The organism is Empedobacter sp. UBA6305 (assembly GCF_002440405.1).
GTDB lineage: Bacteria > Bacteroidota > Bacteroidia > Flavobacteriales > Weeksellaceae > Empedobacter > Empedobacter falsenii_B.
In genome coordinates this window covers 72,502-88,695 of sequence record NZ_DJTP01000020.1, presented here as the reverse complement: position 1 = coordinate 88,695, position 16,194 = coordinate 72,502, and the positions used below count along the sequence as shown (strand labels likewise).

At 32.1% G+C, this 16,194-nt stretch carries 15 protein-coding genes and 1 pseudogene; 7 read left to right on the top strand and 9 right to left on the bottom strand.

All coding sequences use genetic code 11. The annotated features are described in order from the left end of the window. Positions 1 to 98: 98 nt before the first annotated feature. Positions 99 to 1,292 (bottom strand): ADP-forming succinate--CoA ligase subunit beta, encoded by a 1,194-nt coding sequence (gene sucC, locus B3M86_RS05560; protein ID WP_291075711.1) that lies wholly within the window; start codon positions 1,290 to 1,292, stop codon positions 99 to 101. Positions 1,293 to 1,694: 402 nt separating this feature from the next. Here sucC and B3M86_RS05555 point away from each other — a divergent pair, with 402 nt between their 5' ends. The 3 genes from B3M86_RS05555 (at position 1,695) to B3M86_RS05545 (ending at position 3,846) form a co-directional block, all read left to right on the top strand. Next, a complete protein-coding gene (locus tag B3M86_RS05555) occupies positions 1,695 to 2,369 on the top strand; it encodes an ABC transporter ATP-binding protein (RefSeq protein WP_038335263.1) in 675 nt (224 codons plus the stop codon). After that, positions 2,370 to 3,134, top strand: a complete 765-nt coding sequence (locus B3M86_RS05550) for a TIGR02757 family protein (RefSeq protein WP_221853949.1) — start codon at positions 2,370 to 2,372, stop codon at positions 3,132 to 3,134. It begins immediately after the preceding gene. Positions 3,135 to 3,195: 61 nt separating this feature from the next. Continuing rightward, the gene (locus tag B3M86_RS05545; RefSeq protein WP_221853948.1) at positions 3,196 to 3,846 is read left to right on the top strand and encodes an alpha/beta hydrolase; all 651 of its coding nucleotides are present in this window, start codon (positions 3,196 to 3,198) and stop codon (positions 3,844 to 3,846) included. Between the two features lie 139 nt (positions 3,847 to 3,985). On the opposite strand, the gene B3M86_RS05540 is transcribed toward B3M86_RS05545, so the two are convergent. After that, entirely contained in the window at positions 3,986 to 4,501 is a 516-nt protein-coding gene (locus B3M86_RS05540) for a hypothetical protein (RefSeq protein WP_221853947.1), read from the bottom strand. Positions 4,502 to 4,606: 105 nt separating this feature from the next. On the opposite strand from B3M86_RS05540, the pseudogene B3M86_RS05535 reads away from it, so the two are divergent. From B3M86_RS05535 to B3M86_RS05525, 3 genes and pseudogenes are all read left to right on the top strand, one after another. Next, a pseudogene (locus B3M86_RS05535) lies at positions 4,607 to 4,774 on the top strand (glycosyltransferase); the annotation flags it as partial. A gap of 16 nt (positions 4,775 to 4,790) precedes the next feature. Then, entirely contained in the window at positions 4,791 to 5,540 is a 750-nt protein-coding gene (locus B3M86_RS05530) for a CpsD/CapB family tyrosine-protein kinase (protein WP_312081786.1), read from the top strand. A 5-nt stretch (positions 5,541 to 5,545) separates the two neighbouring features. Next, positions 5,546 to 6,121 carry a sugar transferase gene (locus B3M86_RS05525; protein ID WP_221853946.1) on the top strand — a complete coding sequence of 192 codons (576 nt, stop codon included), beginning with the start codon at positions 5,546 to 5,548 and terminating at the stop codon, positions 6,119 to 6,121. 53 nt (positions 6,122 to 6,174) lie between these two features. Here B3M86_RS05525 and B3M86_RS05520 read toward each other — a convergent pair whose 3' ends face one another. The 4 genes from B3M86_RS05520 to glmM all read right to left on the bottom strand — a co-directional run bounded on the left by B3M86_RS05520 (position 6,175) and on the right by glmM (position 11,419). Continuing rightward, positions 6,175 to 7,803 carry an acyl-CoA carboxylase subunit beta gene (locus B3M86_RS05520; RefSeq protein ID WP_286495349.1) on the bottom strand — a complete coding sequence of 543 codons (1,629 nt, stop codon included), beginning with the start codon at positions 7,801 to 7,803 and terminating at the stop codon, positions 6,175 to 6,177. A 63-nt stretch (positions 7,804 to 7,866) separates the two neighbouring features. Further along, entirely contained in the window at positions 7,867 to 8,460 is a 594-nt protein-coding gene (locus B3M86_RS05515; RefSeq protein WP_038335367.1) for an ACP phosphodiesterase, read from the bottom strand. A gap of 104 nt (positions 8,461 to 8,564) precedes the next feature. Then, complete coding sequence (locus B3M86_RS05510) at positions 8,565 to 9,944, bottom strand: tetratricopeptide repeat protein (protein ID WP_291075709.1); 1,380 nt, start codon at positions 9,942 to 9,944, stop codon at positions 8,565 to 8,567. 92 nt (positions 9,945 to 10,036) lie between these two features. Then, positions 10,037 to 11,419: a phosphoglucosamine mutase gene (glmM, locus tag B3M86_RS05505; RefSeq protein ID WP_221853943.1), complete on the bottom strand. Its 1,383-nt coding sequence runs from the start codon at positions 11,417 to 11,419 to the stop codon at positions 10,037 to 10,039. 119 nt (positions 11,420 to 11,538) lie between these two features. Between glmM and B3M86_RS05500 the strand changes: the two genes are divergently transcribed. Beyond that, entirely contained in the window at positions 11,539 to 11,853 is a 315-nt protein-coding gene (locus B3M86_RS05500; RefSeq protein WP_180905890.1) for a GlsB/YeaQ/YmgE family stress response membrane protein, read from the top strand. 66 nt (positions 11,854 to 11,919) lie between these two features. Here the strand turns inward: B3M86_RS05500 and B3M86_RS05495 are convergent, their stop codons facing one another. The 3 genes from B3M86_RS05495 to B3M86_RS05485 form a co-directional block, all read right to left on the bottom strand. Next, the gene (locus B3M86_RS05495; protein ID WP_286495352.1) at positions 11,920 to 12,486 is read right to left on the bottom strand and encodes an acetate uptake transporter; all 567 of its coding nucleotides are present in this window, start codon (positions 12,484 to 12,486) and stop codon (positions 11,920 to 11,922) included. Between the two features lie 213 nt (positions 12,487 to 12,699). Next, a complete protein-coding gene (yidC, locus tag B3M86_RS05490) occupies positions 12,700 to 14,544 on the bottom strand; it encodes a membrane protein insertase YidC (RefSeq protein ID WP_291049398.1) in 1,845 nt (614 codons plus the stop codon). Further along, the gene (locus B3M86_RS05485) at positions 14,522 to 16,174 is read right to left on the bottom strand and encodes a CTP synthase (protein ID WP_125349700.1); all 1,653 of its coding nucleotides are present in this window, start codon (positions 16,172 to 16,174) and stop codon (positions 14,522 to 14,524) included. The genes yidC and B3M86_RS05485 overlap by 23 nt, the downstream gene beginning before the upstream one ends. Between the last annotated feature and the right edge of the window lie 20 nt (positions 16,175 to 16,194).

Genomic DNA, 16,194 nt, shown 5'->3' with positions numbered 1-16,194 from the left:
TGGTTTTGTCATAGAAATCAGAATGACAATAAATCATACAAAAAAACCTCTCAAAGAATTCTTTGAGAGGTTTGATATATTGTAAATAAGTTAAAATCCTAACCTACTAATTCTTCTACTTTGTCAGCAGCGTCTTTTAATGTGATAGCAGAGTGAACAGCGAAACCTGATTCATCAATCATTTTCTTAGCGATTTCTGCATTTGTTCCTTGTAAACGAACAATAATTGGCACATTAATTTCGTTACCCATATTGTTGTAAGCATCTAAAATACCTTGAGCAACACGATCACAACGTACAATACCACCAAAAATATTGATTAAGATAGCTTTTACGTTTTTATCTTTTAAGATAATACGGAAACCTTTTTCTACACGCTCAGCATCAGCAGTACCACCAACGTCTAAGAAGTTTGCAGGATTACCACCAGATAATTTGATGATATCCATAGTTGCCATTGCTAAACCAGCTCCGTTAACCATACATCCTACGTTTCCGTCTAATTTTACGAAGTTTAATCCAGCTTCACCAGCTTCAACTTCTGTTGGATCTTCTTCTCTTGTATCACGTAAAGCAGCGATATCTGGATGACGGAATAATGAGTTATCATCGATAGATACTTTAGCATCTACAGCGATAATTTGATCGTCAGATGTTTTAAGAACTGGGTTAATTTCGAACATAGAAGCGTCAATCGCAACGTATGCATTATATAAAGCAGTGATAAATTTAACACCATCTTTGAAAGCATTTCCTGATAAACCTAAGTTAAAAGCAACTTTACGCGCTTGGAAACCTTGGATTCCTACAGCAGGATCAATTTCTTCTGTAAAGATTTTGTCTGGTGTGTGCTCAGCAACTTCCTCGATATCCATTCCACCTTCAGTAGAATACATAATCATGTTTTTACCAGTTGCACGATCTAACAATACAGAAACATAGTATTCTTCAGTTTCAGATTCACCTGGATAATAAACATCCTCAGCAATTAAAACTTGATGAACTTTTTTACCTTCAGCCGAAGTTTGAGGTGTTACTAACTGCATTCCGATGATTTCGTTTGCTTTCTCTTTAACTTCGTCCAAGTTTTTAGCAAGCTTTACTCCACCACCTTTTCCACGACCACCTGCGTGTACTTGTGCTTTTACGACATGCCAACCTGTACCAGTTTGTTCAGTTAATTGTTTAGCAGCTTCTACAGCTTCTTCTGGTGTAGTAGCAACGATACCACGTTGTACTTTCACACCATATTTACTAAGAATTTCTTTTCCTTGATATTCGTGAAGATTCATTTTTTTTGATTTTTCAATTACAAAAATAAAAATATTGTTGATGTATTCTAAATTTTGCCATATTAATTTTATCAGCTTATGCTAAAAAAGTGATTAATATTATTTATTTAGAGGTTACAAGATACGAATATTAATGATTTAAAAAGTCAAAACAATTGTTATATAATTTTTAAATCGTACCAAGTACACTAAAATTGTTTGTTTTGGGTTTAAAGCATTTTCGACGGAGGATTGATTTTATAATTTTATCAATAAAAAACCGTCAATTCTAGTGAAATTCTATTCTCGATACAATTTTTTATCATTTCATTTCTAAAAATCACTCGAACTGACGAATTTTAATTCAAAAAAAACTTATCACTTATGATTTAAGACTTAGTACTTAATTTATATCTTTACCTCATGATAAAAGCAGAAAATATTGTTAAGAAATTTGGTGAATTAGAAGTGCTAAAAAATGTTTCTTTATCGATTGTAGAAAAAGAAATCGTTTCTATCGTTGGTGCTTCTGGAGCAGGAAAAACAACTTTGCTTCAAATTTTAGGAACATTAGAAAAAAGTTCTGAGCCAAAGAAATATAATACTTCTATTCAGATTGCGGGACAAGATATCACGAAGTTAAACGATCGCGATTTATCTAAATTTCGTAACGAAAACATTGGATTCATTTTTCAGTTTCATCAATTGTTGCCAGAATTTAATGCAATAGAAAATATTTGTATTCCAGCTTTTATCAAGAAAACAAAAAAAGCAGAAGCCGAAAAGCGTGCAAAAGAGTTAATGTCTTATTTGGGACTTTCGCAACGTTTGACACATAAACCTAATCAACTTTCTGGAGGAGAACAACAACGTGTAGCAGTAGCTCGTGCGTTGATTAATCAGCCTAAAGTAGTTTTTGCTGATGAACCTTCTGGTAATTTAGATTCTAAAAATGCTGAAGAATTACATGAATTATTTTTCAATCTTCGAAACGAATTTGGACAAACTTTTGTCATTGTGACACATAACGAAGAATTAGCAAATATGACTGATCGAAAATTGGTGATGGCTGATGGAATTTTTCAAATAGAAATGTAAATGATTCAAGAAGAATTAAAGGATTTTTTAGACGAAAAAGTTCTTCAATATAATACATTAGACTTTATCGATTCTGATCCAGTACAGATTCCGCATAGATTTTCTGCGAAAGAAGATATCGAAATTGCTGGGTTTTTAGCGGCAACAATTGCATGGGGAAATCGTAAAATGATTATCAATAATGCGAATAAAATGATGCAGTTGATGGGAAATTCGCCTTACGATTTTGTGATGAATTTCTCTGAGAATCATTTAAAGAATTTGGGTGGTTTTGTTCACAGAACATTCAATAGTGAAGATTTGAAATTTTTCATGCAATCGCTTCGTAACATTTATCAAAATCATGGCGGATTGGAACAAGTTTTTGCAAAACATCAAACTTCAGATTCGATGCAAGCATCAATCTCGAATTTCAAACAAACTTTTTTTGAAATAGAACATCCAACTCGAACAACTAAACATATTTCAGATCCATTGAATAATTCGGCTGCAAAGCGTATCAATATGTACTTGCGTTGGATGATTCGTGATGACAAACAAGGCGTAGATTTAGGAATTTGGAAATCCATTCCAACTTCTATTCTTTCCTGTCCTTTGGATGTACATTCGGGAAATGTTGCACGAAAATTAAATATTCTGACTCGAAAACAAAATGATGCAAAAGCATTGAAAGAACTTGATACAAAATTGCGAGAAATGGATGCAAATGATCCTGTGAAATATGATTTCGCTTTATTTGGTTTGGGTGTTTTCGAAGGGTTTTAACTGAACTGAAAATAATTTTATTTAGAAAAATTAGAATTAAATTCGCTAAAAATAAGTTTGTATGAAAGAATTGAATGGAATAAAATATATCGAACGTTTACCTGTTGTTTCGACTGAAAAAACGCCTCTTTTTGTGCTGATACATGGTTATGGAAGCAACGAAGAAGATTTGTTTTCATTTGCACAAGATTTACCGCAGAATGCGCATATTATAAGTGTACGAGCGTTGCATGATATTGTGTATGGCGGATATGCGTGGTATGATATTAATTTTGTGAACAATGAAAAATGGATGGATGAAACGCAAGCAATAGAATCGCGTAATAAATTGGTCGAATTTATTGATGCAATTGTTCAACAAGAGAATTTAGATGACGCAAATGTAACATTGATGGGCTTTAGCCAAGGTGCAATTTTGAGTTATGCGATTTCGCTAAATAATCCAGAAAAGATTAAAAACGTGGCTATTTTAAGTGGTTATCCAGAAGCTAAAATTATTGGAGATTTTGATCAATCGAAAGATTTTTCGAACTTAAATTTCTTTGTTTCGCACGGAACAGAAGATGTTGTATTGCCAATTGAATTAGGACGAATGGGTGACGAGTTTTTAAAATCGATGAATATTAATTTTGAATACCACGAATATAGAAGTGGACACGGAATTGTTCCTCAAAATTATTATGATTTGATGGATTGGATCAAAAGATTTTAATCCTAAAAATAATGAAATTCTGAAACAAATTCAGAATGACTTTCTTTGTTTATAGCCAATGACTAATAATAATGAAAATTGTCATATTGAGTGATTTTCGTTTCGATAGAATAAGAAAATTGTATCGAAATATCTCAATTTAAATAAATTTAACTTCTATGGCGTCGCCGTGATATTCCTTGAACGAGGCGTCATAGAATTCGATATTCGTGTAACGATATAACAATTCGGTAATTTCTTTTTTCAGAATTCCTTTTCCATAACCGTGAATTAAAATCAATCGAATTTGACTTTCGAACATAGCGCGCTCCACCTCATTTCGTGCAACATCTAATTGTGTTTGTATAATTTGCGCATTATCCAAATCACGCCAATTATCAACTAAATTTTCGATATGCAAATCAATTTCTCGCGTTAAATAAGGATGTCGATGAGATTTGCGAAAAGTCTTAAACTTTGGTTTCGAAAATTCTTTGATTTTCTCATCTCGATATTCTTCATAGTCAATTTCAATATCTTTGATGATTTCATCTTGGCGATACTCATATTCAAAACCAAACTCATCATTAAAGTAAACAAAATCACCTTTCAATTTGGAAATTGTTCCCGAAATATTATCATCTATCACTTTAACTTTTGTACCAATTTTGAACATTCGACTACTTTTTCTGCAAAATTAAGAATTATTTTATGAGTTTTTAAGTTGTTGTATTATTCAATTCAAACTCAATGTTGTATTTTTGTTTATTAAACTAACCAAATGTCAAATCAACATAGAAAAATAAAAGTACTTTTTAGGCTTCGTTCATTAGAAATGGGTGGAGTTCCAATAGTAGTTTTAGATTTGTTGCGAAACTTACCAAAAGATAAATTCGACTTTACTTTGATGCTTAACTTGTATCAAGGCGAATTGATTAAAGAAATTCCTATAACCTTTAGTTGTAATCAACAATCCAAAATCAGGAATTTCTGAATCGTTTAGATCAATTCGTTCTAATCTGAAATATTTATACAAGAATCCAGGACTTGAAGATGATAACAAAACGATTTTAATGACATCATTTATTGGAGGTGAAGGTAAAATTTTCAATGCGATGAATATTGCGAGTTCACTTGGTTCTATGGATAAGAAAACGGTTCTGATTGGATTAGATTTACGTCAACCAAAAATCTTTGATGATTTTAACATTAATAATAAAACAGGTGTAACAGACTATGTTGCGGATGATTTAGAGTTAAATCAAATTACACAACGTACAATTTTACCAAATTTAGATATTATTTCAGCAGGTCCAATTCCTCCAAATCCTTCAGAATTGATTTTGAGTAATCGAATGGATCAATTATTTGCTGAATTGAAAGAGAAATATGAATTCGTAATTATAGATTCACCGCCAATAGGATTAGTAACAGATTCGTACGATTTGATGCTTAACGCAGATTGCACATTGTATGTAACACGTTACAACTATTCGGAGAAAAACTTTATCCATGCAATTTCGAATAAATATGATGAAGGTGAGGTTTCGAATGTCGGAATTATATTCAACGATTTCCAAATTAAAACTGGCTACGGTTACGGATATGGTTACGGCTACGGCTACGGATATTTTGCTGGAGATGAGAATTTTGATAATTCATCATTCGGAAAAATAAAATGTTTAGCTTCTCGAAATAAAAGTAAATTCTTTTAATTGAAATGATCTTAAAGAACATATTTGATTATATACTTGCATTAATCCTACTAATATTTTTAGTTGGGTTAATTGTTTTGTTAATTATCATAAGTTCTATAGATACCAATCAATTTGGCGTTTTTACACAAAAAAGAGTTGGGAAAGACGGAAGATTTTTCAATATTTATAAAATCAGAACGATTAAAGGGGTTTCTAAATCGACAATAACAACCGATCAACATCAAATTACCAAAATTGGAAAGATTCTTCGAGATTATAAATTAGATGAATTACCTCAATTATTCAATATTCTAATAGGGGAAATGAGTTTTGTTGGACCTCGTCCTGATGTCGCTGGTTATGCAGATAAATTGGTTGGAGAGGATAGATTGGTGTTGAAAGTTAAACCTGGAATTACTGGTCCTGCTCAATTGAAATATTGTAAAGAAGAAGAAATTTTATCCAATGTAAATGATCCAATCAAATATAATGATGAAATTCTTTGGCCAGATAAAGTTAAGATCAATGTAGAATATGTAAAGAATTGGAGTTTTCGACAAGATTTGATTTACATGTTTCAAACAATATTCAAAAAATAAAAAGAGAATCCTAAATTGGATTCTCTTCTATTTTTAAAAATATTTTCGTTTTTCTAAACTTGGATAACACCTAAATTAAATTGTTTTTCAATCGGAGCATGATTCGCAGCTTCAATTCCCATCGAAATCCATTTACGCGTATCCAAAGGATCAATAATTCCATCTGTCCACAAACGTGCCGCAGCATAATAAGGACTTGTTTCATCATTGTATTTTGCTGTAATTTCGTTCAAAAGTTCTTGCTTTTTCACTTCATCAACTTCTACACCTTGCGCTTTCAAAGTCGCTTCTTTTATTTGTAGCAAAACTTTCGCCGCTTGCTCACCTCCCATAACTGCCAATTGAGCCGAAGGCCAAGCCGCAATTAATCTAGGATCATAAGCTTTTCCACACATAGCATAGTTTCCTGCACCATAAGAATTACCAACTATAATCGTGAATTTTGGAACAACAGAATTCGAAACTGCATTTACCATTTTCGCACCATCTTTGATAATACCACCATGTTCAGATTTAGATCCAACCATAAAACCAGTCACATCTTGTAAGAAAACTAACGGAATTTTCTTTTGGTTACAATTCGCAATAAAACGAGTCGCTTTATCCGCAGAATCTGAATAAATCACACCACCGAACTGCATTCCGTCTTTTTTAGACTTCACGATTTTACGTTGATTAGCTACAATTCCAACCGCCCAACCATCAATTCGAGCATAAGTACAAATAATTGATTTTCCATAATCAGGCTTATATTCGTCCAATTCTGAGTTATCAACAATTCTGTTAATAATGTCATACATATCGTACTGCTCAGCACGAGATTCAGGTAAAATACCATAGATTTCTTGCTCATCTAAAGCAGGCTTTGCTGCTTCAATTCGATTAAATCCAGCTTTTTCATAATCACCAATTTTACCAACAATAGATTTTATTCTATCCAACGCATCTTTATCATCTTTTGCTTTATAATCAGTCACGCCAGAGATTTCGCAATGTGTTGTTGCTCCACCTAAAGTTTCGTTGTCAATATCTTCTCCAATAGCTGCTTTTACCAAATAACTTCCTGCCAAGAAAATAGAACCTGTTTTGTCTACAATCATTGCTTCGTCGCTCATAATTGGTAAATATGCTCCACCAGCAACACAACTTCCCATCACAGCAGAAATTTGAGTAATTCCCATTGATGACATGATTGCATTATTGCGGAAAATTCGACCAAACATTTCTTTATCAGGAAAAATCTCATCTTGCATTGGTAAATAAACACCTGCGCTGTCCACCAAATAAATAATTGGCAATTTATTTTCCATCGCAATTTCTTGAGCACGCAAATTCTTTTTACCTGTAATTGGGAACCAAGCACCAGCTTTTACTGTCGCATCATTTGCAACAACAATACACTGTTTACCAGAAATGTAACCAATTTTCACAACAACACCTCCCGAAGGACATCCGCCGTGTTCTTTGTACATTTCATCTCCTGTTAAAGCACCAATCTCTATGTTCGGTTTTTTTTCGTCCAAAAGATAATCAATACGTTCCCTTGCAGACATTTTTCCTTTGCTATGCAACGCATCAATTCTTTTTTGACCTCCGCCAAGGTAAACTTGTTTCAGTTTTTGGCGTAGTTTAGAAAGTAATAATTTGTTATGATCCTCTCTTTTATTAAAAGTTAAATCCATTGTGGTTTTCTGTTTGTTTACAGCCCTAAACTAATGAATTTTATCGAATTCTTAAAATGAAATTTAGACTTGAGAATCAATGAATACAAAGTTCTTGCAATGCGTTTGGATTTGAGGAAAAAATGATAGAAAATCAGTTTCGAGATTAGAATAATTTTTTTCAAATTCGGGAATGATTTGATGTAAATTATTCTCAAATTTTGCTCGACTTCCGATTCCTTTTAATGTTTTTTGAACGCCTTCTATGGTCGAATAATTTTCGAACCAATCATATTTCAACAAATAAAAAATGATTTCTTGTAGTTTTTTTGGAAGCGAATTGTATTCATCCTTAAATAATTGATAACAATCTGATTTGAATTTTTCGAAAGGAGTTTCAGAATAATTATTCCAATATTTAATCAAAAAATAATCATAAATCACATCAATAATAATTGGTGCAAATTTGTGTTGTGTTTCGTGAAAATAACTTGAACTTTGTTTGACAGTTTCGTGAGAATCTGTAAATGTATCAATTGAACGATGCAATAAAATGCCTTTCTGAATATCTTCTGGAAAATCTAAATATTGTTTTCCCTTTACAGTTTCACCAAGCAAATTTCCAATTTGAAGCGATTGATTTCCGAAAGATAAATATTGATGTGCGACAAAGTTCATAAGGCTTGTTTAGTATCATAAAGTTAAGTTTTTTTGAATAAACCTGTGTTATTTTACTGTGAAGAAAAAAGCCATCTAAAAAAGATGGCTTAAGAATTATATTTTTATTCGTTATTTCCAGAAATTTGATTGATTTTTTCTTCTAAAATCGGATAATATTCGATCATAGAATCTTTTAAATTTCGATCCAAACTTAATGCATTTTGCAACGCTTCATTTCCTAATTGATCTTGCTCTGTAATATAATAGACATTACTCAATTGATAGAAAAATTCGGCACGATTAAAATTCTTTAAAGCGCCTGTTAATAAGACTGCAATCGCTTCCTCGTATTCGCCAACAGCAATTAAAGTTTCGACGTAAGCAAACCAAGTATGGAAAACTAAAGGCTTTAATTGAACCAATTTCGAAAGGTTTTTTATAGCTTCCTCAAACTTCATTTGTTTCAGAAAATAGTAAGTTGAATCTGTATAATATTCGTAATTATCGCCATTCAATTCTATCGCTCGCTGAATGTAATATTCGGCTTCTTCAATATTTTCTAATTTGTTGTAAAGCGAAGCTGCTTTTGCCCAAACTTTATCCAATTGCGGATCTTCTTTTATCGCAATATGATAAGCTTTCAACGCTTTTTGTGGTTTCTCTAACTTTTCATACAATTCACCAATTTTCATATGCGTAACAGCAGGCGAATCATCAAATTCTAATGTTTCTTCTAATGTTTCTATTGCCTTGTTGTATTCTCCTAATTCTTCTAAAGAAACTGCTTTGTTAGCATGACCAACAATAGAGTTAGGATTAATCGCAAGCACGTAATCTAACGCATTTATAGCTTCGTCATACATTTTTTTGTGATTGTACAACAGACCAAGTTGCAACCAAGAAACTTCCGAATATGGATTATCGTCAATAAAATCTTTTAGAAACTCGATGCATTCATCAGGATTATGAATTTCTTCGTAGCATTGAATAATAGAGTAGAAAGTATAATCGTTTTCTGGATTGAATTTCAATGCTTTTTTGAAAGCAATTAACGCAGAATGAACTTCATCTAAATTCAAATATTCATTTCCGATACAATTGCAAATAAAATCAGTTTCTTCTTCGTCTATTTGCAAAGCTTCTTCATAAAAATTTATCGCTTTTCGAGGCATATTTTTCAATCCCCAAAAACGTGCGTGTACAAGAAGGTAATCTAATTCGTTTGCAGCTAAATCTTTTAAATCTTTGATGAGTTTTGCAGCTTTTTTTAAATCCTCAGTTGTAAGAAAATATTCGATTCTCTTGATTTTGATATCTATATTCTCGGGATGCATTTTTTCTGCAAAATCCAACGAACGTTTTGCATATTCGCTATCATTTACTTCAAGATAGAACTCAATAATTTCGACCAAATCCTCCGAATCGTAATACTTATATTCACGATTATCAAGCATTTGCTCAAAACCTTCAATTAGCTCGTTATTAAAAAAATCTTCGTCCATAGTGATAGACTAATTTACAAAATAAAATGTGCAAAAATCATAACGAATTGTTAGAGTTTTGCACATTTGTTAAACAATTAAAATAGATTGTTTTAGATGATATTTTTTATGCTTTCGATCATTTTATCAGCTAATTTATTTGCATTTTCTTCTGAGGTACTTTCAGTATAAATACGAATAATTGGCTCTGTGTTTGATTTTCTTAAATGAACCCATTCTGTAGGGAAATCAATTTTAACTCCATCAACCGTATTGATTTCTTCGTTTTTGTAAACTTCTTGAATTTTCACTAACAATTCGTCAACATTGATTTCTGGTGTTAATTCTATTTTCTTTTTCGCCATAAAATAAGCAGGATAAGAAGCTCTAATTTCAGAAACTGATTTATTTTGTTCAGCCAAATATGTCAAGAATAAAGCAATTCCTACTAAAGAATCGCGTCCGTAGTGCAATTCTGGATAAATAATACCACCGTTTCCTTCTCCACCAATTTTAGCGTCAACTTTTTTCATTTCAACTACAACATTCACTTCTCCAACTGCTGATGGCGAATATTTTTGACCATATTTTTCAGAAATATCGCGTAAAGCACGAGAAGATGATAAGTTAGAAACTGTTGCTGAAGGCGTTTTTGATAATACATAATCTGCGACTGCAACTAATGAGTATTCTTCTCCAAACATTTCACCTTTTTCGTCGATAATTGCTAAACGGTCAACATCTGGATCAACTACAATCCCGAAATCAGCTTCTTCGTCGATTACTTTTTTGCAGATATCACCTAAATGTTCTTTTAAAGGCTCTGGATTATGAGGAAAATGTCCGTTTGGCTCGCAATACATATCGTAATGAATCACACCTAAACGTTGTAATAACTTAGGAATTGCAATTCCTCCAGTTGAATTTACCGCATCAATCGCAACTTTGAAATTTTTCTCTTGAATCGCTTTTGTATTCACTAATGGCAAAGCCAAAATTTTCTCGATATGTAAATCAATTGCATCATCAAAAGTTTCATAAGAACCTAAATCATCAACTTCTGCAAATGTATAATCATCTTTATCTGCGAAAGCTAAAATTTGTGCGCCGTCTGCAGCAGAAACAAATTCTCCTTTTGCATTCAATAATTTCAACGCATTCCATTCTTTTGGATTGTGAGAAGCAGTTAAAATAATTCCTCCATCTGCATGCAAATGTGTCACCATAACTTCTACAGTTGGCGTTGTAGATAAACCTAAATCGACAACATTAATTCCTAATCCTTGTAAAGTTGAACAAACTAATTGAGAAACCATTTGTCCAGAAATACGAGCATCACGCCCTACAATTACTTTATATTCTGATTGATTTGATTGATTCTTAAGCCAAGTTCCGTAAGCTGCTGCAAATTTTACAGCGTCTATTGGAGTTAAATTATCTCCTGGTTTTCCTCCGATTGTTCCACGAAAACCTGAAATAGATTTGATTAGAGACATAAATTTTATTTTATAGTGTTACAAATTTACAAATTACAAAAACTTTTCTTATCTTTTTGGAACGATTTTAGTTAAGATTTACTTAACAATTTTTAAAACCATAAAAAATACTATTAATTATGATGACAACTTCATTTATTATGTTAGGTATTACCGGAGTTTGGAGCTTTTTGGTATACTTAGTGTTCGGTTTAATTTGTGCTGGAATTGCTAAAGCAATAATGCCAGGTAAAGATCCGGGAGGATTTTGGGTAACTGCACTTATAGGTATTGTTGGTGCATATTTAGGAGCTTATATGCGTACAATTTTAGGAATTTCTCATGATGGAGAAGTGAGTTTTTTCAGTCCGTTGGATTGGATTTTTTCAATTTTAGGATCATTAATTTTATTATTTATCTGGAAAAAATTATTAGCACCAATGTTTAATAAATAATTCATTACAATTATAAAAAAAATCCTTTATCAGTCTCTGATAAAGGATTTTTTTTATTCATATTATTTATAAAGGAAGAATTGCTTTTTCGTATTTCTGATTAATCATAATTGCAGAAGCTTCGTAAAAAGCAATAAATCCGCAGATGATTCCTGTCCAACCAGCAAAATGTAAAATACTTTGACTTCCTGTAAAGTTACCTGCTGCTAATAACAAGAATAATAAGGTTAACGAACCAAATAATAATTTTCCGACCAAATTACCTTTTAATGTTTGTAAAAAGTTGATTAATGTAAATAATCCCCACATTCCTAAATAACATCCCATTGCATTTCCGTCCGGTTTTTCTACGCCAAACATCGGTGCTAACCATATAAATACAAGTGTTAACCAAAAAGCACCATAAGACATGAATGCAATACTACCAAAGTTGTTTCCTTTTTTCCATTCCATAACGCCAGCCACAAATTGTGCTCCACCTCCAAAGAAAACACCCATTCCCATAATCATACTATTAACAGGAAAAAAGCCTGCATTGTGTATGTTTAATAAAACAGTTGTCATTGCAAAACCAAATAATCCTAAAGGTCCAGGGTTTGCTGTTTGGTCTTTAATCGAGTAAATATTATTCATGTTATTTATTATTTTTAGACAATAATAATCTGAAAATAATAAATAAAAAAGAATTTATTCATAAAAAGTGTGTAACGTACACTACAAAAGTATTTTAAATGAATAAATTATTGATATTTAATAAATTGGTTACTAAAATTTTTATTGTCTTAAATAAATAAAAAAATCCGTTAATTATTATTAACGGATTTTTGAATTTGAAATATAATGTGATTATTTCTTTTTGTTCTTTTGTTGTTGCTCTTGCATTTCTTGAGCTTGTTTCATCATTTCTTGCATTTTCGAAGCAAACTTACCTGTTTTTTTAGGTTTCGTTTTATTTGTTTCGATGATTTGATGAATCTTCGCTTCGTGAATCATATATTTCTTAATATATAACACGATGAAAATATTAATCGCATTGGATACTAAATAATACCAAGATAAACCTGAAGCGTAATTGTTAAGGAATACAAAGAAGAAAACTGGCATTACATACATCATGTATTTCATGAATTGCATGTTTGGCATTCCTTCTTGTTGTGGCATTTGGAAGTTATCCATAGATCCAGAAACTTTAAAATAAATCATCATTGCAACAATGTATAATAAAGCGAATACACTTAAGTGACCATTAAGGAATGGAACCCATTCTGGTAATTTGATTAAATCATCGAATGCTGTTAAATCATCTACGAACCAGAAAGGAACACCTCTCAAGTCGATTAAGTTCGGGAAGAAACGGAATAACGCATAGAAAATAGGAATTTGTAATAATGCTGGTAAACATCCTGCTAATGGATTGATTCCTGCATTACGATAAATTGCCATTGTTTCTTGTTGCTTCTTCATCGCATCTTTTGGATCCTTGTATTTTTCGTTGATTTCATTCAACTCTGGACGAACAACTTTCATCAATGCAGATTGACGGTATTGTTTGTACATAATTGGAGATAAAATCAATTTTACAACGATTGTCATCAAGAAGATTACCCATCCTAAAGGAATACTCATTGCTGCCAACCATTTAAATACATTCAAGAAGAAATATTTATTCAACCAACCAAATAATCCCCAACCAAAGTCAATTAAGTTTTGGAATCCTTTGTCGTTATAATCTTTCAACATTTTATAATCCAATGGAATAAAATCCCATGTGAATTTTGTATTGATTTCATTATTTTTTAACTCTAATTTTGAGTTTAAGTGATAGTGTTTACTATAAGTTAAATCCTCTTTATCAGAGTTTTTAGAACCACCTTTTGTTGTTTTAAACCCTTCATCATTTGATAAAACTGTTGCGAAGAATTGTTGTTTGTTGGCTACCCAAGAAATAGCTTCCTCTTCTTCCCATTCGTCAGAACCAAATAATTCGTATTCGATGTCTTTGTTTCCTTTGAACTGAAAATAAGTATGTGACCAATATTTTTCTTGATCTTTCCCTTTTTCAGTACTGAAACCATCCATTGTCCACGCTAAATCTACATTTTTATCAGAAGTGATGTTAGATAAACCTTGCGTTTTAACTTCGAAATCGATACCATAAGAATCGCCTAATGTATAGATGTATTGAATTTGACTATTTTGCGCATTTGCTGTAAACGTCACAATTGTATTGTTCGCATTTTTCTGTACTTGAGGTACAAAAACTAAATCCGAAACATTAAGAACAGCTCCTTGTTTTGTTTTGAATGATAAATTGAACTTACTTGATCCATCTTTTATCAAATGTAAAGGATCTTTGTGTCCATCTTTTTTGTCATTGTAAGCTGTATATCCAACGATTTGTACGTCAGAAATTTGAGCTCCTTTTGGCGAAAAAGTAACTTTTAGTTTATCATTACTAATTTCAACATCTTTTGCTAATGTAGAATCTACAGTTTGAAAAGCTTGTGTTGTAGCTGTTTTATTTAATTGTTCCTGTTTTTTTGCTTGCTCTTGCTTTTGAACTAATTCTTTTTTCTGAGCTTCGACCTCCGCTTCCGAAGGTTTGTTTAGAAAATAGAATACGCCAAAAAGAATTGCAATTAAAATAAAACCAATCGTTTGGTTAAAATCAAATTTTTTCTCTTGTTGCATTTAATAAATCATTTTGTTTATTCAATAAAGAAGCTTCGATAAAACTTATAAATAAAGGATGTGGCGAAGCAACTGTACTTTTATATTCCGGATGGAATTGTACACCTATATAATATGGGTGTTGATTATGTTCTAAAATTTCTACTAATTCTGTTTCAGGGTTTTTACCAACTGGAATAAAATTGTTTTCAACAAATTCATCGTAAAAATCATTGTTGAATTCATATCTATGACGATGACGTTCTAAGATTTCGGTTGTGTTGTAAATTTTCTCAATTTTTGAATTTGGAGTTAATTCACATTTCCAATTTCCTAAACGCATTGTTCCTCCTTTGTCCGATACATCTTTTTGATCTTCCATCAAACTGATAACTGGATAAGGCGTTGTTAAATCCATTTCTGCTGAATCTGCTTTTTCGTAACCTAAAACGTTACGCGCAAATTCAATTGCCATAATTTGCATTCCCAAACAAATTCCTAATGTTGGAATATTATTTCTTCGTGCATAATTTGCAGCAATTATTTTACCTAAAATACCACGATCTCCAAAACCTGGTGCAATCAAAATTCCCGAAACGCCTTTCAACTGCTCTCCAACATTGTCTTCTGTAATATCACCAGAATATACCCAACGAACTTTTACATTCGTTTCGCAAGTTGCAGCAGCATGTGTAAATGCTTCTGTAATTGATTTATAAGAATCGTGTAACGAAACGTATTTACCAACTAAAGCAATTTCTATTTCGTTTTTAGGATTTTTATGATTTGATAAGAATTTGTTCCAAACTGTAAAATCTGGTTCTTGATCAGTTGGCAAATCTAAGCCTTTTAAAACAACTTCGTCAAAATTTTGTTTATGTAATAAGAATGGAACCTCATAAATTGTGTCTGCATCCATACTTTCGATTACATTTTCTTTGCGAACATTACAGAATAAAGCCAATTTAGCTTTTACATCTTTTGGTAAATGACGCTCCGTACGTGTAACTAAAACATTGGCATGAATACCATTTTCCATTAATGTACGAACAGAATGTTGAGTAGGTTTTGTTTTTAATTCACCCGCAGCAGCTAAATAAGGGACTAATGTTAAGTGAATAACAGAAGAATTATGTTCTCCTAATTCCCAAGTTAACTGACGGATAGATTCGATATAAGGTAAAGACTCAATATCTCCAACCGTACCTCCAATTTCAGTAATGATGATATCATAATCACCTGTATTACCTAATAATTTGATACGACGTTTTATTTCGTTTGTGATATGAGGAACAACTTGAACTGTTTTTCCTAAATAATCTCCACGACGTTCTTTTTCTATAACTGTTTGATAAATACGACCTGTAGTAACTGAGTTAGCACGAGACGTTGCACGGTTCAAGAAACGCTCATAATGTCCTAAATCTAAATCGGTCTCTGCACCGTCTTCCGTAACGTAACATTCTCCATGCTCGTAAGGATTAAGTGTTCCTGGGTCTACATTTATATAGGGATCCAATTTCTGAATTGTTACTCTATATCCTCTTGCTTCTAGTAGCATTCCTAATGATGATGCTACGATTCCTTTTCCTAACGACGATGTTACTCCTCCGGTAACGAAAATGTACTTTGGTGCTTTGTTTGTTTCCATTGAATCTTTAAATCAATGGT